General features: G+C 72.8%; 18 protein-coding genes. 10 read left to right on the top strand and 8 right to left on the bottom strand.

The window, feature by feature from the left end:
• Window positions 1-31: 31 nt before the first annotated feature.
• The 3 genes from ACFFR3_RS25370 to ACFFR3_RS25360 are packed head-to-tail and all read left to right on the top strand — an operon-like array spanning window position 32 to window position 2459.
• On the top strand, window positions 32-796 hold the full coding sequence (locus ACFFR3_RS25370; RefSeq protein ID WP_345387168.1) for an SRPBCC family protein: 765 nt from the start codon (window positions 32-34) through the stop codon (window positions 794-796).
• A 57-nt stretch (window positions 797-853) separates the two neighbouring features.
• A complete protein-coding gene (locus tag ACFFR3_RS25365; protein WP_364363977.1) occupies window positions 854-1750 on the top strand; it encodes a hypothetical protein in 897 nt (298 codons plus the stop codon).
• Window positions 1751-1790: 40 nt separating this feature from the next.
• A complete protein-coding gene (locus ACFFR3_RS25360; RefSeq protein ID WP_345387162.1) occupies window positions 1791-2459 on the top strand; it encodes a DsbA family oxidoreductase in 669 nt (222 codons plus the stop codon).
• Here ACFFR3_RS25360 and ACFFR3_RS25355 read toward each other — a convergent pair.
• The gene (locus ACFFR3_RS25355; RefSeq protein ID WP_345387159.1) at window positions 2408-3076 is read right to left on the bottom strand and encodes a thymidine kinase; all 669 of its coding nucleotides are present in this window, start codon (window positions 3074-3076) and stop codon (window positions 2408-2410) included. The two genes, ACFFR3_RS25360 and ACFFR3_RS25355, sit on opposite strands and share 52 nt — an antisense overlap.
• 129 nt (window positions 3077-3205) lie before the next feature.
• On the opposite strand from ACFFR3_RS25355, the gene ACFFR3_RS25350 reads away from it, so the two are divergent.
• The 3 genes from ACFFR3_RS25350 to ACFFR3_RS25340 are packed head-to-tail and all read left to right on the top strand — an operon-like array spanning window position 3206 to window position 7386.
• Window positions 3206-3577: a hypothetical protein gene (locus ACFFR3_RS25350; RefSeq protein ID WP_364363986.1), complete on the top strand. Its 372-nt coding sequence runs from the start codon at window positions 3206-3208 to the stop codon at window positions 3575-3577.
• 7 nt (window positions 3578-3584) lie between these two features.
• A complete protein-coding gene (locus ACFFR3_RS25345; RefSeq protein ID WP_345387154.1) occupies window positions 3585-5585 on the top strand; it encodes a hydantoinase/oxoprolinase family protein in 2001 nt (666 codons plus the stop codon).
• Window positions 5578-7386: a hydantoinase B/oxoprolinase family protein gene (locus tag ACFFR3_RS25340; RefSeq protein ID WP_345387152.1), complete on the top strand. Its 1809-nt coding sequence runs from the start codon at window positions 5578-5580 to the stop codon at window positions 7384-7386. The genes ACFFR3_RS25345 and ACFFR3_RS25340 overlap by 8 nt, the downstream gene beginning before the upstream one ends.
• 33 nt (window positions 7387-7419) lie before the next feature.
• Here ACFFR3_RS25340 and ACFFR3_RS25335 read toward each other — a convergent pair whose 3' ends face one another.
• Window positions 7420-8280, bottom strand: coding sequence for an NAD(P)-dependent oxidoreductase (locus tag ACFFR3_RS25335; RefSeq protein WP_345387150.1), 861 nt, complete (start codon window positions 8278-8280; stop codon window positions 7420-7422).
• 50 nt (window positions 8281-8330) lie between these two features.
• Between ACFFR3_RS25335 and ACFFR3_RS25330 the strand changes: the two genes are divergently transcribed.
• Window positions 8331-8999: a histidine phosphatase family protein gene (locus ACFFR3_RS25330; protein WP_345387148.1), complete on the top strand. Its 669-nt coding sequence runs from the start codon at window positions 8331-8333 to the stop codon at window positions 8997-8999.
• Here ACFFR3_RS25330 and ACFFR3_RS25325 read toward each other — a convergent pair.
• Window positions 8989-9519 carry a uridine kinase family protein gene (locus tag ACFFR3_RS25325; RefSeq protein ID WP_345387144.1) on the bottom strand — a complete coding sequence of 177 codons (531 nt, stop codon included), beginning with the start codon at window positions 9517-9519 and terminating at the stop codon, window positions 8989-8991. The genes ACFFR3_RS25330 and ACFFR3_RS25325 overlap by 11 nt on opposite strands.
• Before the next feature lie 81 nt (window positions 9520-9600).
• Between ACFFR3_RS25325 and ACFFR3_RS25320 the strand changes: the two genes are divergently transcribed.
• Entirely contained in the window at window positions 9601-10770 is a 1170-nt protein-coding gene (locus ACFFR3_RS25320) for a CaiB/BaiF CoA transferase family protein (RefSeq protein ID WP_379483955.1), read from the top strand.
• A 98-nt stretch (window positions 10771-10868) separates the two neighbouring features.
• Window positions 10869-12353, top strand: coding sequence for a carboxyl transferase domain-containing protein (locus tag ACFFR3_RS25315; RefSeq protein ID WP_364364001.1), 1485 nt, complete (start codon window positions 10869-10871; stop codon window positions 12351-12353).
• Window positions 12354-12374: 21 nt separating this feature from the next.
• Here the strand turns inward: ACFFR3_RS25315 and ACFFR3_RS25310 are convergent, their stop codons facing one another.
• From ACFFR3_RS25310 to ACFFR3_RS25290, 5 genes are read right to left on the bottom strand one after another with little or no spacing between them, the layout of a single operon-like run.
• Window positions 12375-12770, bottom strand: coding sequence for a UCP033725 family protein (locus ACFFR3_RS25310; RefSeq protein ID WP_345387142.1), 396 nt, complete (start codon window positions 12768-12770; stop codon window positions 12375-12377).
• The gene (locus tag ACFFR3_RS25305; protein WP_345387140.1) at window positions 12767-13213 is read right to left on the bottom strand and encodes a hypothetical protein; all 447 of its coding nucleotides are present in this window, start codon (window positions 13211-13213) and stop codon (window positions 12767-12769) included. Before ACFFR3_RS25305 ends, ACFFR3_RS25310 begins: the two co-directional genes overlap by 4 nt.
• 46 nt (window positions 13214-13259) lie before the next feature.
• Window positions 13260-14036 (bottom strand): carbon-nitrogen hydrolase family protein, encoded by a 777-nt coding sequence (locus ACFFR3_RS25300; protein ID WP_345387138.1) that lies wholly within the window; start codon window positions 14034-14036, stop codon window positions 13260-13262.
• Window positions 13996-14916 (bottom strand): DUF418 domain-containing protein, encoded by a 921-nt coding sequence (locus ACFFR3_RS25295; RefSeq protein ID WP_364364006.1) that lies wholly within the window; start codon window positions 14914-14916, stop codon window positions 13996-13998. Before ACFFR3_RS25295 ends, ACFFR3_RS25300 begins: the two co-directional genes overlap by 41 nt.
• Window positions 14913-16445 (bottom strand): alpha/beta fold hydrolase, encoded by a 1533-nt coding sequence (locus ACFFR3_RS25290; protein ID WP_379483954.1) that lies wholly within the window; start codon window positions 16443-16445, stop codon window positions 14913-14915. Before ACFFR3_RS25290 ends, ACFFR3_RS25295 begins: the two co-directional genes overlap by 4 nt.
• Window positions 16446-16470: 25 nt before the next feature.
• On the opposite strand from ACFFR3_RS25290, the gene ACFFR3_RS25285 reads away from it, so the two are divergent.
• Window positions 16471-17637, top strand: a complete 1167-nt coding sequence (locus ACFFR3_RS25285; protein ID WP_345387127.1) for a pyridoxal phosphate-dependent aminotransferase — start codon at window positions 16471-16473, stop codon at window positions 17635-17637.

The raw sequence follows: 17637 nt of genomic DNA, 5'->3' as shown, positions 1-17637 counted from the left end.
CCGGGAGGCTCCGGCTGCTTAGAGTGGCGACATGAACGTGGCGGGCAGTGTCGTGATCGGGGTGGACAGGGACCGGCTGTGGGCGGCGTTCCGCGACCCCGCCGTGCTGGTGCGGACCATCCCTGGGTGCGAGCGGCTGGAGGAGTGCGGTCCTGACACGTACCGGATGACGGTCAACGCGGGCGTGGCCTCCGTCAAGGGCGTCTACCAGGGCGAGGTGGCGCTGTCCGACCCGCTGCCGCCCGAGCGCTTCACGCTCAAGGCGCGCGGGCAGGGCGCGCCCGGCACCGTGGACGCGACCGTGCAGGTCCGGCTCAGCGAGGCCGACGGCGGCACCAGGGTCGACTACGACGCCGAGGCGGTCATCGGCGGCATGATCGGCGGCGTCGGGCAGCGCATGCTGGGCTCGGTGGCCAAGCGCACCGCCCAGGAGTTCTTCACCGCCGTCGAGCAGCACCTGTGCGCCCCGGTCCCGGCCGTCGCGCCCGCGCAGGACGCCGCGCCCCTCACGGACGCCGCGCCCCTCACGGACGCCGCGGCCCTCACGGACGCCGCGGCCCTCACGGACGCCGCGGCCCTCACGGACGCCGCGGCCCTTACGGACGCGGGGACCCTTACGGACGCGCGGAGCCTTACCGACGCCGCTCCCGCCGCCGTCTACGAGCGGCCCCGCGCGCCGCGCACCGAGACGCGGCCGTGGGTCATGCTGGCCGCGTTCGGCACCGGTGCCGGTGTGGCGCTGGCCGGCGTGACGCTCGGCTGGCTCCTCGGGCGGGGCACCAGGCGCCGCGCCTGACGGCGCCTGCCTCCTGGACTCTCGCGGAAAAGGATCTCCCGGCGTAGCGTGGCGAGTATGCGGCAGGCACACGCTGAAGACGCACGTACCGAGGCCAGGCGAGTCGTACGCAACCTGCTCGGCGAGGAGCGGCCCACGGCCGAACGGCTCATCGGCGACGTGAGTCCCGTGCTCGGTGCCGAGCGCACCGAGCGCACGCTCGAGCTGGCCCGTGGCGCCCAGCTCACCCGGCGCTCGGCCGAGCTGGCCGCCCTGGCGGCGCTGCTGGTCGGCACCCGCGAGCTGGGCGAGCAGTGGTGGAGCAGACCGCGCGGGGGGAAGCTGCCGCCGCCCGACGAGGTCGTGCGCACCGCCGTCGCCATCGAGCCGTGGACCGACCTGACCGCCCTGGAGATGCTCGCCGCCTGGATCGCCGACGACGCCGCCGACCACCTGTGGGGCGCGCCCGTCGCGCAGGTCGACCTCAACTCCTGGCAGGCCGAGGACCGCTTCGCGCTGCCGCCCGGCGTCAAGCCGGGGCAGCGGCTCGTCGTGCACTTCGACGCCGGCGGCAGGCTCGACGCGGTCGTCACCCGGCGCGCCGACGGCGACCTCGGCTCCAACCTCGACTTCCACTCCCTGCGCTACTCCCGGCCCGCCGAGGCGCAGTGGAGCTGGGGCGTCGCGGCCGGGCTCGGGCCGCACCGGCTGCCCGGCGAGGACCCCGACCCCTACGCGCGCGAGGTCGCCGCCTCGGCGGCCGGCATCCTGCGGGCCTGGGCGGTGCGCCACGGCGCCACCCGCGAGCAGCTCGGCGAGCAGTGGCGGACGGTCGGCGACGTGGTGGCCGCCATCGAGCGGGTCGACTGGATGTGGCGCAGCGGCGAGTGGTTCGGCTGGTGGCGGGGGGCGTCGGCGCTGGTGGACGACTCGGCGTACCTGACGTACCGGCTGGAGGAGCTGGCCGCCGGATGAATCAGGAATCAGGCAGGTCCGCAGGCGGTTGTGGACCGACATGAAGGTCGAGATCTTTTCTGATGTCGTGTGCCCCTGGTGCTACATCGGGCACACCAGGTTCGACAGGGCCGCCGAGCGGTTCCGCGCCAAGGGCGGCACCATCGAGGTGACGATGCGCCCGTTCCAGCTCGACCCCGACGCCTCCAGCGACGGCGAGCCGGTGATCCCGGCGATGCAGCGCAAGTTCGGCCCCAACGCCACGCAGATGATCGACCGCGTCGTCGGCGTCGCCGCGGAGGACGGGCTCGAGCTCCGCTACGACCAGGCCATCAGCGCCGGCACGTTCGAGGCGCACCGGCTCATCGAGGTCGCCACCCGGCAGGGACGCGGCAAGGAGATGGCCGAGCGGCTGTTCCGCGCGTACTTCACCGAGGGCCGCAACGTCGGCGACCCCGCCGTGCTGGCCGAGCTGGCGGCCGACGCGGGCGTCACCGACACCGGCGAGGGCGAGGGCGAGGTGCGCGAGCAGCTCGCCAGGGCGCGCTCGCTGGGCATCAGCGGGGTGCCGCTGTTCCTGTTCGAGGGCAAGTACGCCGTGTCGGGCGCGCAGCCTGAGGACGCCTTCGCCGCCGCGATCGACGAGGTGGCCGAGCGGACCGGGCAGACCCCGATCACTCAGCTCGCCGCGCCCGCCGACGGCTGCGACGACGGGACCTGCGCGGTCTGACCGCCCAGTGCGGGCCGTGCGCCGTGGCGGGCGACATGAGAGCCCTCCCCGAGCCGGCCCGCGCGGTGGTGGCGGCGGCAGAGCACCTGATAGCGCACCGGCGCGTCGTCGGTGTCGCCGATGACGACCTGCTCGCCCGTACGCACCATCGTCCCGCCCACGACGCGGGCGTTGAGCTGCCCGGGACGCCCGCACCAGCACAGCACCTCGACCTGGAGCCGCGACACCTCGTCGGCCAGCTCGAACAGCCGCTGCGCGGCGGGGAACATGACCGAGCGGAAGTCCGACGCCAGCCCGAACGCGTAGACGTCCACGCCGTGCTCGTCCACGAGGTCGGCGAGCTGCTCGATCTGCTCGACGGTGTAGAAGCAGGCCTCGTCGCAGATGAGGTAGTCGACGCGGTCGTACGCGGTGACCAGCGCGACCAGGTCGAGGCCGTCCTCCACCTCGATCGCCTCGCGCCCGAGCCCGATCCTGCTGGTGACCTGCGGCTCGCCCGAGCGGTCGTGCTTGGTCAGCACCAGGCCCCGCCTGCCCTGCCGCGCGTGGTTGTAGTTCATCTGCAGCGCCAGAGTGGACTTCCCGCAGTCCATGGGCCCGAAGTAGAACTTCAGCACGGCATCTCTGGCGCCCGACGGCGCTGGCGACAAGGCAGACAGATCAGTCACGGGCCGTCAGCTTAGTGGCTTGGCTTGTTCCATGACCTCGTGGGACATTTCTCCCCACGAGTTACAGGAGGAAAATCTGTGGTCACCGACAAACCAGCCTCGCTCGACGCCATGATGACGCAGGACGACCTCTCACCGGCCCAAGCCGACGCCACCCGCTGGCGCTATGGTTTCCTCGTCGTCGTGGCGGGCATCGTCGCGGTCCTCGCGGCCTTCGCCGCGGCCGTGTTCGCCAGTGCCGAGTTCGGTGTGCTGTTCGCCGGCGTGGCGGGGGTGATCGGCACCATCATCGGCGCTTATTTCGGCGTTCAGGCGGGCCAGTCGGGGAAGGCCAGGGTCGAGGCGGAACTCGCCAGGTCCCAGGAGATGGTGGTGCGCCTGGCCGCGTACGTCGGCACGGAGAACGCGCCACGAGTGATCGACGAAGTGCTCGGCCGGCGCCGGAGCTGAGGAGCCCATGCGTAGCGTCCGTATCGGAGTGGACACCGGAGGCACCTTCACCGACGTCGTGGCGGTGGACGAGCAGACCGGTGAGATCCTCACCACGAAGACCCCCTCGACCCCGGCGAACCCGGCCGACGGCTTCATGGCCGGGCTCGGCAAGCTGGGTGAGCCGGAGGTCGCCTCGATCGTCCACGGCACCACGGTGGCCACGAACCGGCTGCTCGAAGACCGCATCGAGAGCCTCGGCTTCATCACGACCGAGGGCTTCGAGTTCGTCCTGGAGATCGCCAGGCAGAGCGTTCCCGACGGTTACGGCAACTCCTACTTCTGGGTCAAGCCGCCCAGGATCGTGCCCGTGCACCTGGTCAAGACCGTCGGCGGGCGGCTCGACCACCTGGGCGAGGAGGTGCGGCCGTTCTCGGAGGAGCAGGCCGTGGAGGTGGCCCGCTGGTTCCGCGCCAAGGGCATCACCGCGATCGGGGTCTGCTTCCTGCACTCCTACGCCAACCCCGAGCACGAGCGGCGGATGCGCGAGGTGCTGGCCCGCGAGCACCCCGAGGCGGTGGTCTCGCTCTCCAGCGACGTGCTGCGCGAATACCGCGAGTACGAGCGCTCGGTCACCACGCTCGTGGACGCCGCCGTCAAGCCGGCCATGCGCGGCTACCTCGCGAACCTGTCCGGCCGCCTCGGCAGGTCGTTCTCCGTGATGAAGTCGAACGGAGGCGTGCTGTCGGCCCGCGAGGTCGTCAACCAGCCCATCACCACGGTCCTTTCGGGCCCGGCGGCCGGCGCGCTGGGCGCGGCGCTGCTCGCCGGCACGGCGGGCCACACCTCGGTGATCACCCTCGACGGCGGCGGCACCTCGACCGACGTGGCGGTGGTGATCGACGGTGAGCCGTCCATCACGACCGAGGGCACGATCGGGCGTTACCCCTGCAAGATCCCGATGATCGACATCGTCACCGTCGGCGCGGGCGGCGGCTCGATCGCCTGGATCTCGCCCGAGGGCACGCTGAAGGTCGGCCCCCGCTCGGCCGGCGCCGACCCCGGCCCCCTCTGCTACGGCAAGGGCGGCACCGAGGTGACGGTCACCGACGCGCACGTCTTCCTCGGCCGCATCCCGCCGCACCTGCTGGGCGGGGAGATCCCGCTCGACGTGGACGCGGCGCGCGGCGGCATCGAGGCGCTGGCCGACAAGCTGGGGCTCACGCCCGAGCGCACCGCGACCGGGATCCTGGAGATCAGCGCGTTCAACCAGAGCAACGCGATCCGCAGGCTCACCGTCAAGCGGGGGCTGGACGTGCGGGACTTCCCGCTGGTGACGTTCGGCGGGTCCGGGCCGCTGCTGGCGTGCCGGCTGATCGACATCCTCGGTCTTCCGTCGGTCGTCGTGCCTCGCGACCCGGGCAACGTCTCGGCGTTCGGGCTGCTCACGGTGGACGTCAAGAACGACTACGTCCGTACGTACGTCACCCGCGACCTCTCGCTCGGCAAGGCCGTCGAGATCTTCCACGACCTGGAGCATCAGGCCGCCGAGGCCCTCGACCGCGAGGGCTTCTCCGAGCCGGTCCACCAGCGCAGCGCCGACCTGCGCTACTTCGGTCAGGCGTACGAGGTGCGGGTGCCCGCCCCGGCCGGCGAGATCGACGAGTCCTGGCACGAAGAGGTCGTCTCCCGCTTCCACGACGCCCACGAGAAGCTGTACGGCTACGCCTACCGCGACGACCCCCGCCACGGCGTCGAATGGGTCAATCTGCGCGTCTCCGGCATCGGGCCCATCAACCGCCCGGTCATCCCGCGCCTGGACAAGCCGGGCCCCGGGGCCACGTCGGTGCGTCCCGTGCACTTCGAGGAGACCCGCGACACCCCGATCCACCAGCGCGCCGCGCTCGGCCCCGGCGCGACCGTCTCGGGCCCGGCGGTGATCGAGGAGTACGGCTCCACGATCCCCGTCCACCCGGGCTTCACCGCCAAGGTCGACGAATACGGAAATGTGGAGATAAGTCGTGACTGATCCGATCCTGGTGGAGATCGTCGAGGGCACGCTCGCCTCCGTCGAGAAGGAGGTCGAGACCGCGATCGCGCGGACGGCCCGCTCGCCGATGATCCGCGACGCCCACGACTTCCGCGCCGGCATCCACGACGCCCGGCTGCGCAAGCTCACCGGCCGCTCCTACAGCGCGCTCGTCCAGCCTGTCGTCCGCGACTTCCCGATCGAGACGATGAAGCCCGGCGACGTCTACTTCCACAACGACGTCTACCTGTCGGAAGGCGGCATCGGCCATCTGCCCGACCTGTGCGTCACCGTGCCCGTCTTCCACGAGGGCGAGGTGGTCGCGTTCGTGCAGGCGTTCGGCCACCACGACGACATCGGCGGCGCGGTGCCGGGCTCCATGCCCTCCCACGCCCGCTCGGTGTACGAAGAGGGCCTCATGGTGCCGCCGATCAAGCTGCGCGACCAGGGCGTGCCCAACGAGGCCGCGCTGCGCATCATGACCCGCAACTCCCGCATGCCCGACTCGCTGGCCGGCGACCTCGACGCCGAGTGCTCGGCCTGCCTGATGGGCGCGCGCAGGCTCGGCGAGCTGTTCGAGCGCTACGGCCGGGAGGCCGTCGAGGAGTGCTTCGACGCCATCATCGGCAAGACCACCGAGACGTTCCGCAGGGAGCTGCTGGCGAAGATCCCCGAGGGCACGTACGTGTGGGAGGACTACGCCGAGCACGACGGCGTGGACGAGCCGCGCCTGCACGCCCAGCGCATCACGCTCACCGTGGACCACGCCGCCGAGTCCCCGCTCACCATCGACTTCACCGGCACCTCGCCCCAGGCCAAGGGCCCCATCAACCACGCGGGCGACTACGCCGACGGCGTGTTCCTGAAGAAGTGGCTCGCGCCCGTGCTGCGCAACCTCGCCGACACCCCAGAGCGCATGGCCGAGCTGGAGGTCAACGAGGGCGTCGTGCCGCTGATCACGATGGTCTTCCCCGAGAAGGGCACGCTGCTCACCCCGATCTTCCCGGCCCCGACCAACGCCCGCACCTTCGTCATCCTGCGCCTGCTCGGCGTGCTGGCCGGCGTGCTGGCCAAGGCCACCGGCGGGCGCATGCCGGCCGACCAGGAGACCATCCGCTACACCGGCGTGCACGGCGTGGACGCCGACGGCGTCCCCTACCTGATGCGCGAGGTGCTCGGCGGCGGGTCCGGCGGGCGCTGGTACGCCGACGGCGAGGACACCATCCACGTGGTGCCCGACTCGCGCAACATCCCCGTCGAGTTCGCCGAGGCCCGCTGGCCGCTGCGGGTCGAACGGCTCGGGCTGGCCTGCGACTCCGGCGGGCCCGGCATGTTCAGGGGCGGGCTCGGCTACGACAAGCACATCAGGATGCTGCGCAACGCCTCGTACATGTCGATCGCCGACCGGTCGATCCTGTCCTGCTGGGGCGTCAACGGCGGCCTGGCCGGGCGGCCGTTCCGCGTCGAGATCGCGGGCCGGGAGATGGAGGGGCTGGTGGACGACCATCCCGTGCTCGCCGGCGAGCTGATCAGGATCCGCACCACAGGCGGCGGCGGATGGGGCTCCCCGTATGACAGGGACCCGCGGGCGGTGGCGGCCGACGTGCGCGACGGGAAGGTGTCGATCGCGGGCGCGCTCGGCGACTACGGCGTGGTGCTCGACGGCGACCGCATCGACGAGCAGGCCACGGCCGAGCTGCGGGCCCGCCTGCGTCCTCCGGCCGACCGGTTCTTCGACCGCGGGCCCGGCTACGCCAAGCTTTCCGGCGGCCGCAGCCACGCCGAGGTGGACGACCTCTGACGCCGCGCCCCGGCCGATCGCGCTGGCCGGGGCTCAGGAACTGGCGAAGTAGGTGGCGGCCATGTCCTCGTCGCCGTGGCCCTGCGCCTCGGCGCGGCGGAAGCGCTCGCCAGAGGCGGCCACCACGTCGAGCCGCACCCCGGCGGACTCGCCCGCCTCGACGATGAGGCGGGTGTCCTTCTCGGCGTTGCGCACCGAGAACGACGGCGCGAAGTCGCCCTCCAGGATGGCCTTCGACTTGGCCTGGAAGTACGGGCTGTCCATCGGCCCGCCCGAGATCACCTGCCTGACCAGGTCGGGGTCCAGCCCGAGCCCCTTGGCCAGGGCGAGCGCCTCGGCCACGACGGCGGTCATGGAGATGCCGACGCTGACCGTGGCCATCTTGAGCCTGGTGCCCGCGCCGTCCGCGCCGTCGCCGGAGAGCCAGAGCGTACGCTGCCCGACCGCGCCGAACACCGGCTCCAGGACCTGCCTGGCCGGCTCGGGACCGGCCGCGAGGATGACCAGCTTGCCCTGCTCGGCGGGCTGCCTGGTGCCCTGCACCGGTGCGTCGACGAACGTCAGCCCGTGCCGCCCGGCCAGCGCCGCCAGCCGCCCGACGGCCGCGACGCCGACCGTGCTCATCTGCGCCCACACCTGACCGGCCCGCAGCCCGGGCGCGGCGGCGGTGACGGCCTCGTGCACTGCGTCGCCGTCGCTCAGCATGGTCACGATCACGTCGGCGCCCTCGACCGCCTCCGCCGGCGTCTCCGCCACCGTGGCGCCGTCCGCCTCCAGCGGCCTGGCCTTGTCGGGCGTGCGGTTCCACACCGTGACCCGCAGGCCGGCCTTGACGAGGTTGCGGGCCATGGGCAGCCCCATGAGCCCCGTTCCGAGAACTGCGACAGAAACCATGAGATCACCATACGATCACCCCCGGAGCCGGCTCGTGTGAGGATGGCGGTATGCGACCGTCCGTCATCATGGCCGTGCGGCACGGCGAGAGCGAGGCCAATCTCGCCCATCGGCTCGCGGGCGACCGGCCGCTGGTCTACGAGCGCGGCGACGACGAGGTGACGGTGACCGAGCTGGGGCGGGCCCAGGCGGCGGCGTTCGGGCGGCTGCTGGCGGCGCTGCCTCAGAACGAGGCGCCCGAGCTGGTGTGCTGCTCGCCCTACCGGCGGGCACGCGACACCTGGCGGATCGCCCAGGAGACGTGGGGCGCGGAGCCGCTGCCCGTGGTCGTGGACGACCGGCTGAGGGACCAGGAGCAGGGCGCGTTCGCCGGGCGCAACCTGGCCGCGCTGCGCGAGCGGTTCCCTGACGAGCCGGCGCGACGGGAGGCCGCCGGAGCCTACGCCTTCCGCCCGCCCGGCGGGGAGTCACTCGCCGACGTGACGGTCAGGCTCCGCGCGTTCCTGGCCGATGACCTGGGCGGGCGCGCCGACGGGCGGCGGGTGCTGATCGTCGCGCACGACTCCGTGGTGCTGGGGCTGCGTCACGTGCTCGGCGGGCGGCCCGACACGGAGCTGTCGGCGGTGCTGGCGTTCGCGCCGGTGCTGAACGGGTCGGTGTCGGTGTGGCGGGCGGGCGAGCTGGTCCGCTTCAACGACGTCGCCCATCTCACGTCCTGACGACGAGGTCGGCGCGTTCCTTCGTACGGTCGGCCGCGAACCAGGCGCGTTCGGCCGCGAACCATTCGCGCCAGCGCGGCTCCAGCTCAGGCCCGTCGCGCTCCAGCACCCGCCGCAGCCGCTCGGCCTCGTCGGCCTCCATCCACACCGTGTACGCCAGCATCCCGGCCGCCGACGCCCGCGCCGTACCGACCCCTTCGATCACCAGCACCGGCGCGGGCGGCACGGACACCTGCTCGGCATAGACCCCGCGCACCCAGTCGTACCTGCGGAAACCGCCCGGCAGGCCGCGCTGGAGCGGCCGCAGCACCTGCGACTCCAGCAGGTGGAACCAGCCGCCGGGTCCTTCCTCCCACGGCACGGGGAAGTCGTCGCTGCCGATCACCTGGCAGCCCAGCTCGCCCCCGAGCCGCCCCGCGTACGTCGTCTTGCCCGACCCGGCGGGCCCGTCGACGGCGACCAGCCGCACGGGACCGCAGGACGGCGGCAGGGCGGCGATGCGGGCAGGCAGACCGATCATCGCACCCAGGGTAGAGGAAGGGGGGTGGACGCCTGCGAGAATGTTCATTCGCCCCATAACGCGCAATGGGAGGTTGGGATCGTGCTCGGACCCCTCGGTGGGCCTTTCGGTGGCATCGTCGTGCTCGATCTGTCCAGAGCGCTGGCGGGGCCGCACGCCGCACAGCTGCTCGGCGACCTGGGCGCCCGGGTGATCAAGGTCGAGCATCCGGACGGCGGCGACGAGTCACGCGGGTGGGGCCCGCCCTTCGTCGGGCCGGATCACGACATATCCACGTACTTCCTGGCGGCCAACCGCAACAAGCAGTCCATCGCGGTCGACCTGAAGTCCGACGAGGGCAAAAAGCTCATCGAACGGCTCGTCCGCCACAGCGACGTCCTGGTCGAGAACTTCCGCACCGGCGTACTCGACCGCCTCGGCTTCCCCGTCGAGCGGCTGCACGAGCTCAACCCCCGCCTGGTCGTCCTGTCGATCACCGGCTTCGGCCACGACGGCCCCGAGGGCGGCCGCCCTGGCTACGACCAGATCGCCCAGGGCGAGGCCGGCCTGATGTCGCTGACCGGCCCGTCGGCCGACGAGCCCTACCGCGTGGGCGCGTCCATCGCGGACCTGCTGGCCGGCATCCACGGCGCGTACGGCGTGGCCGCCGCGCTCTACGAGCGCGAGCGGACCGGCGCGGGCAGGGTCGTGCGCACCTCGCTGCTCGCCGCCGTCACCGGCGTGCACTCCTACCACGGCACCGCCTGGACGGTCGGCGGGAAGGTGGCCGCCCCCACGGGCAACCACCACTCCTCGATCACCCCGTACGGCGCCTTCCGCTGCGCCGACGGCATGCTGCAGATCGCCGCCGGCAACGAGGCCCACTGGCGCAAGGTCGCCGCGCTCCTCGGCATCGACGCCGAGCAGCCACGCTACGCCACCAACCGCGACCGGTTCCTGCACCGCGACGAGCTGATCGCCGACATGGAGAAGGCGCTGGCCGCCCACGACCGCGCCCACTGGCTGGCCGAGCTGAGCGCGGCCGGCGTGCCCGCGGGCGCGATCAGGACGCTCGACGAGGTCTACACGTGGGAGCAGACCCGTTCGCAGGGCCTGGTCGTCCAGGTCGATCACCCGGTGCTCGGCCCCATCGAGCTGCCGGGACCGCCGCTGCGCTTCGACGGCGAGCCCCCGACGACGCACACCGCACCGCCCGCGCTCGGCCAGGACGGCCCCGCCGTGCTGGCCTGGCTCGAGGAGCGCGAACGATGAGCGGCGTTCTGTGGCACCGGCTGTGGCACCGGCTGTGGCACCGGCGGGGGCGCTCGTGCGTCACCATTGCATCGTTGGCAGACATCTAGGGAGCGATAGTGAGCCGACCGGACGCGCGCACGCTGATTGACACGGTCCTCGACCGGGGGTCGTGGAAGTCATGGGATGCGCCGCCCGCCGATCCGGCCGAGCCCGGCTCCTCCTACGCCGACGAGCTGGCCGCGGCCCGGGTCAAGTCCGGCTACGACGAGGCCGTGATCACCGGCGAAGGACTGCTCGACGGCCGCAGGGTGGCGGTCGCGGCGTGCGAGTTCTCGTTCATGGCGGGCTCGATCGGGGTGGCCGCCGCCGAGCGTTTCGTGGCCGCCATCGAGCGGGCCACCCGCGAGCGGCTGCCGCTGCTGGCGGCGCCCGCCTCCGGCGGCACGCGCATGCAGGAGGGCGCGCTGGCGTTCGTCCAGATGGTGAAGATCACCGTGGCGATCCAGGCTCACCGCGCGGTCGGCCTGCCGTACGTCGTCTACCTGCGGCATCCGACGACCGGCGGGGTGTTCGCCTCGTGGGGGTCGCTCGGGCACGTCACGGCGGCCGAGCCGGGGGCGCTGATCGGGTTCCTCGGGCCGCGGGTGTTCGAGTCGCTGCACGGCTACCCCTTCCCCGAAGGGGTGCAGGTCGCCGAGAACCTCCACCGCAAGGGCCTGCTCGACGCCGTCGTCTCGGCGGAGGAGGCGCGGGAGGTGGCGATCAGGGCGCTGTCGGTGCTGGCCGACGACCGTACCGGCGTGGTGGCGGGCGAGCCGCCCGAGGAGGACCTGCGGCCGGTCGAGGCGTGGGAGGCCATCACCAGGTCACGGCGTGACGATCGTCCAGGCGTACGCGCGCTGCTCAAGCTCGCCGCCACCGACGTCACCCCGCTCAGCGGCACCGGCGAGGGCGAGAACGAGCCGGGGCTGCTGCTCGCGCTGGCCAGGTTCGGCACCGCGCCGGCCGTGGTGCTCGGCCAGGACCGCCGCTTCCAGCGCACCACCTCGCCGCTCGGCCCGGCCGGGCTGCGGGCGGCCAGGCGCGGCATGCGGCTGGCCGCCGAGCTGGGCCTGCCGCTCATCACCGTGATCGACACCGCGGGCGCCGACCTGTCGAAGACGGCCGAGGAGGGCGGGCTGGCCGCCGAGATCGCGCGCTGCCTGGCCGAGCTGGTCATGCTCGACGCGCCCACGGTCTGCCTGCTGCTCGGCGAGGGCGCCGGCGGGGCCGCGCTGGCGCTGCTGCCCGCCGACCGGGTGCTGTGCGCGCAGCACGCGTGGTTGTCGCCGCTGCCGCCCGAGGGCGCCTCCGCCATCCTCTACCGCTCGGTCGACTTCGCCCCGGAGATCGCCCAGGCGCAGCGCATCCGCGCCACCGACCTGCGCGGCGACGGCATCGTGGACCGGGTCGTGCCCGAGCTGCCCGACGCCGCGTACGAGCCGCGCCAGTTCTGTGAGCGGGTGGGGCGGGCGCTGGAGTATGAGATCGCCGGCCTGCTGCGGCTGAGCCCGGAGGAGCGGCTGGCCGCCCGCCACGCCCGCTACCGCAACCTCCGCTGACCCCGCGCTGACCGCCCGGCGTCAGGGCACCGGGATGCGCTCGACGCGGATGGAGAAGACCTCCTCGCGCGGCACCACGACCTCGTAGGCGCCGTGATCGACCATCCAGTAGCCCAGCGCCTCGGCCTTCATCCCGCTGTGGCCGGTGTAGGCGATGTGCAGGCCGTCGTCGTCCTCGTCGAGCACGATGCACGGCTCGCCGCCGAACGCGCCGACGGTGCGAATCAGCACCAGCCACTCCACCTTCGAGCGCGGCACCACCCGCCGCCAGTAGCCGGACGCGGGCTCGAAGCCCTCCAGCTCGGCCTCGCTGAACAGCACCACCTGGTCGCCGTCGGGGCCGAGCGCGGCGGGCAGCGTGTGCTCGCCGTAGCGGGCCACGAAGCCCGAGGCGATGGGCGTGATCTCGTCGCTCATGCGGCGCGCCGCCAGGTCAGCCCGTCGTAGTCGGCGAAGGGCCGCTCGCCCTCGACGGTCACGTGGACGATCTGCGCCCCGGCCGGGATCGGCATCGGGACGGTGTGGAACTGGGGCACGACGTGCTCGGACGACGTGGTGAACCCGTTGCCCGCGAACGGTGGCGCATCGCTCCAGTCGCCGCCCATGTGGGGCCCGTAGGGCACCGCGTAGGTGTCGACGTCGCGCGCGTGCCAGCGCATGACATAGAGCTCCGGCACCTCGGCGAACAGCTCCGAGCCGTCGAAGGACAGGTCGAGCCCGTAGAAGAGCGCCTCGGGAGTGGTCAGCCGGACGCAGTCCTGCACCCGGTAGACGTAGCCCGATATGACCGTGCGCTTGCCCGACAGATATGGCACGAGCAGACGCGGCGGGACGACCTTCTGCATCTGCGTTCCGCTCACGGGTCTACTTTACGATCGCTTGACCCCCGGATGGACCACTCCCCGATTACAGGACGCGATGTTCGAGGCAAGGGAGGGTGGCGCGGGCGGTCGCGGTCCACTCGTGGTCGATCTCGACCAGGCGGGTGGCAGGGCCGGTGCCGAGGTCGGCGCGCACCACGCCGAGCGGGTCGACCAGCATGCTGCGGCCCACGCCGTAGCCGTCGGACGACTCGGCCGGGTTGGGCGCCTGGCCGACGGCGGCGGTCCACATCGTGTTCTCCAGCGCGCGGGCCCTGACCAGGGTGATCCAGTGGTCTTCCTTGAGCGGCCCGGAACCCCAGGCGGCGATCACCGCGAACATCTCGGCGCCCTTGTCGACCAGCGCCCTGGCCAGCTCGGGGAAGCGCACGTCGTAGCAGGTGACGAGCCCCACCTTGAGCCCGGCCAGCTCGGTCACGACCGGCTCGGCACCCGGCTCGACCAGATCGGACTCCTTCGCGCCGAACGAGTCGAACAGATGGATCTTCCGGTACGCCGCCGTGATCGCCCCCTGCGCGTCGATGGCCACGGCCGTGTTGCGGACGCGGTCGCCGCCGGTCTCGAACGTGCCGGCGATCACCGCCAGCCCGTGGGCGCGCGCCGACTCGGCGAGACCCGTCACGAAGGGGCCGTCGAGCGGCTCGGCAAGACTCGTGATGCGCCGGCCGTAGCGGGTGAGCGTGGCCTCGGGGAAGATCGCCAGGTCGGCGCCTTCGGCGGCGGCCAGCGCCTCCCTGGCCCTCTTGAGATTGGTGGACGGGTCAGGGGAGACCGGGATCTGGCAGAGGGCGATGGTGGTCACGATTCGACTCTAGCCGGTTGGGCACGGGACGGAAGAAGGTCAGGCACCGCCAGACCCACTCCAGCGGGCCGTACCGGTATCGGCCCAGCCACCACCGGCTGACCAGCACCTGCACGACCAGCGTCACCGCCGTCAGCGCGAGCACCGACCAGCGGGTCGGGTCGGCGTTCAGCAGCGGCAGGGCCAGCACGATCACGGCGGTGCCGGTGACGTAGTTGGTCAGCGCCATCTTCCCGAGCGGCTCCAGCACCGCCGACAGGCGCGGGCGCAGCACGAGCAGCAGTCCCAGCGAGTACGCCGCCGCCCCCGTCACCGCCGCCAGGTTGTAGACCAGGCCGTCGCCGGTCATCCGCCCGGCCGCCGTCAGCAGCGCCGTCGCCAGTGCCGCGACCGCGAACCCCGGCAGCAGCAGCTCGCGCGGCGGCCGCAACCGCCACAGCGCCATGCCGAGCAGGAACAACCCGGGGATCAGCAGCACCCCGCCGCCCACCATCAGCCCCCAGACCGTGACGACCAGGCCGAGCAGCAGCACCGGCAGCCCGCCCGGCAGGAACGAGGCGGGCAGCAGCACCAGCGCCCCGAAGAAGGCGTAGTCGGTCAGCACCTCGCCCTCGTAGAAGGCGTGCTGCACCTTGCCGAGGCAGAACAGCCAGAACAACCGGCTGAGCAGCGCCCACCGGCTGTTGCCGCGCAGGAACAGCAGGAAGCTGATGCCGAACAGCATCGAGAAGATCGGGTAGAAGCGGCTCTGGAACAGCGTCTCGATCGTCCAGTCGAGTGGGACGCGCACCTGTTTGTCGGTGTGCTGCCACGTGTTGACCAGCATGATGCCGCCCACCGCGAAGCCGCGTAGGGCGTCGAGCTCACGGATGCGTGTCACAGGAACCAGGTGAACCACCATACGAGGAATACGCCTGAGATGGCGGCCGCGGTCGTCTGCGGCCACCTGCGGTTGTGCAAAAGTGCCGCCACGGTGAGCGCGGTGGAGACGACCGCGAGCGACGCGTACCACTCGGTGATCGCCGGCACGCCGACGGTCAGCGCGCCGCCGGGCTCCTTGGCGAGCTCGTAGACGGACTGGCCGGTCAGCCCCGCGAACGCCACCCCTGCCAGGCCGCCGTACGCCGGCAGCGCCCGGCCCTTGAGCGCGGCCGTGACGAGCTGGATCAGGCAGGCCAGCGCGAAGAGCCCGAACGGCGCGGCCAGCCAGGGAGTGTGCGCGATCGCGTACGGGGCCGCCGTCACGTGCAGCTCGACCGGCCGCGCTCCGGGGCAGGGACCGGCCGGCCTGAGGTCCGCCACGAACGCGGCGGCCGCGCGCCGGGCGCAGGCGTCCCCGGGGAAGGCGGCGGGCAGGACGTGGACGGGCGCCGCGGGCGCGGTGCTCGCCAGGGTGACGGGCTCCGGGGCCCTGGGCAGGTTCCAGGCGTCGCACACCGCCTGGTCGCCGCTGACCGTGAAGAGCGGCGACCCGGCCGGGGGAGGCGCGTCCTGGCAGCGTACGGCGTGGTACGGCCCCGACGCGCGCCCCGCCAGCTCCTCGCCCAGCCGCTCCACGAGCGGGCGCAGCAGCTCCTCGCGCCCCTGGGCCAGGGCGTCCACCAGCGAGGGCGTGCCCGCGTCCCGTGGCGCCGCGCCCAGCAGCGCGGTCAGGTCGTGGCCGCTCACCCGGGCCGCGAACTCCCTGCCGAGCAGCGGGTCGAGCGCCGTCACCCGGGCGGGCCGCGCGTTCAGCCGGGCGACCGCCCTCTCGTACGCGTCCCCCAGCCGGGCCGGCTCGGCCCCGGGGTCCTCGGGCGGCTCCTCCAGCACCACGGAGCGCGTCCCCGCCGGGTCGGCCGCGGCCACCGCCGCCATCACGCGCGCGGCGTGGCCGGCGCCGACGAGGTTCCATGCGTCGTACCCGAGCAGGCCGCGCAGCGCCACCACGTCGGCCACCATCTCGCCCGTCCGGTAGCCCCGCAGGTCCACGCCCTGGGCGGCGAGCCGGTCGCGGCAGCGTACGGCGGCGGCGCCCACGTCGGACGGCGGCACGCGCAACCGCCCGAGCAGCGCCTGCGCCGTCTCGGGGCAGGCCACGCCGGGCTGCGACGCCCCGCCGCCGCGCTGGTCGACCGCCACCACGTCACGCTCGGGGAACATCCCGGCCAGCTCTTTCATGAGCGGGATCGCCGGCGTGCCGCCCATGAACACCACCGGGTCGGGCCGCCGGCCGGGGGCGAGGGAGTGGCGCACCGCGTACGCGACCTGGATCGTGCGGCCGGGGGAGTCCCTGCGCTCGGGCACCTCCAGGAAGCCGCAGACCGTGCCGGCGGGCACGGGGACCTGGCAGGGCCCGGGATCGGCCTGGTCCGGTGTCACGACGGGCGGCGCGGACAGGGCGAGGGCGAGCACGACCCGAATGAACACGGCACGAGACTAATAGTGTGGAGCCGTGACCGAACCACTTGTTGCCAGGATGCGCGCCTTCGGCACGACGATTTTCGCGGAGATGAGCGCGCTCGCCGTCCAGACCGGATCGATCAACCTCGGGCAGGGCTTCCCCGACACCGACGGCCCAGCGGCGATGCTCGACAGGGCGGTGCAGGCCATCGGGGCCGGCGCCAACCAATACCCGCCGGGGCCCGGCGTGCTGGAGCTGCGGCAGGCGGTCAGCGAGCACCGGGCGGCCCACTACGGGCTCCCGTACGACCCGGTCAGCGAGGTCCTGGTCACGGTGGGCGCCACGGAGGCGGTGGCGGCGAGCGTGCTCGCGCTCTGCGAGCCCGGCGACGAGGTGATCGCCTTCGAGCCCTACTACGACTCCTACGCCGCCTCGATCGCCCTGGCCCAGGCCAAGCTGGTGGCCGTCACCCTGCGCCCGGCCGAGGGCCGCTTCACCTTCGACCCCGACGAGCTGCGGGCCGCCGTCACGCCGCGCACCCGCGCGATCCTGGTCAACTCCCCGCACAACCCCACCGGCACCGTCTTCACCCGCGCCGAGCTGACCGCCATCGCCGAGCTGTGCCAGGAGCACGACCTCATCGCCATCACCGACGAGGTCTACGAGCACCTCACGTTCGACGGGGTCGAGCACATCCCCATGGCGACGCTGCCCGGCATGCGCGAGCGCACGGTGATGATCTCCTCGGCGGGCAAGACGTTCTCGGTCACCGGCTGGAAGACCGGCTGGGTCTGCGCGCCGCCCGCCCTGGTCACGGCGGTCTCGACGGTCAAGCAGTTCCTCACGTTCACGGCGAGCGCGCCGTGGCAGCTCGCGGTCGCCTACGGGCTGCGGCACGAGATGGACTGGGTCTCGGCGCTCGCCTCCGGCCTCCAGGACAAGCGCGACCGGCTCATGGAGGGGCTGTCGGCGGCCGGGTTCTCCGTGCTGCGGCCGGCCGGCACCTACTTCGTCCAGACCGACATCAGGCCGCTGGGCTTCACCGACGGGCTCGAGCTGACCCGGCGCCTGCCCGAGCTGGCCGGCGTGGTCGCCATCCCCACCCAGGTCTTCTACGATCACCCCGAGCGCGGCCGCCACTTCGTGCGCTTCGCCTTCTGCAAGAAGGAAGAGGTGATCGACGAGGCGGTGGCCAGGCTCAAGCGGCTGTCCGCCTGA

Origin of the sequence: Nonomuraea salmonea, assembly GCF_042428605.1 — a bacterium.
GTDB classification, from domain to species: Bacteria; Actinomycetota; Actinomycetes; order Streptosporangiales; family Streptosporangiaceae; genus Nonomuraea; species Nonomuraea salmonea.
The sequence above is the reverse complement of the archived record's forward strand: the minus strand, read 5'-3'. Positions and strand labels throughout refer to the sequence as shown.

Coding starts and splice junctions, on each gene's coding strand:
- ACFFR3_RS25310 (WP_345387142.1), bottom strand. CDS start 12,770: ATGAGCGACGAGATCACGCCCATCGCCTCGGGCTTCGTGGCCCGCTAC.
- ACFFR3_RS25365 (WP_364363977.1), top strand. CDS start 854: ATGCGGCAGGCACACGCTGAAGACGCACGTACCGAGGCCAGGCGAGTC.
- ACFFR3_RS25370 (WP_345387168.1), top strand. CDS start 32: ATGAACGTGGCGGGCAGTGTCGTGATCGGGGTGGACAGGGACCGGCTG.
- ACFFR3_RS25345 (WP_345387154.1), top strand. CDS start 3,585: ATGCGTAGCGTCCGTATCGGAGTGGACACCGGAGGCACCTTCACCGAC.
- ACFFR3_RS25335 (WP_345387150.1), bottom strand. CDS start 8,280: ATGGTTTCTGTCGCAGTTCTCGGAACGGGGCTCATGGGGCTGCCCATG.
- ACFFR3_RS25330 (WP_345387148.1), top strand. CDS start 8,331: ATGCGACCGTCCGTCATCATGGCCGTGCGGCACGGCGAGAGCGAGGCC.
- ACFFR3_RS25325 (WP_345387144.1), bottom strand. CDS start 9,519: ATGATCGGTCTGCCTGCCCGCATCGCCGCCCTGCCGCCGTCCTGCGGT.
- ACFFR3_RS25360 (WP_345387162.1), top strand. CDS start 1,791: ATGAAGGTCGAGATCTTTTCTGATGTCGTGTGCCCCTGGTGCTACATC.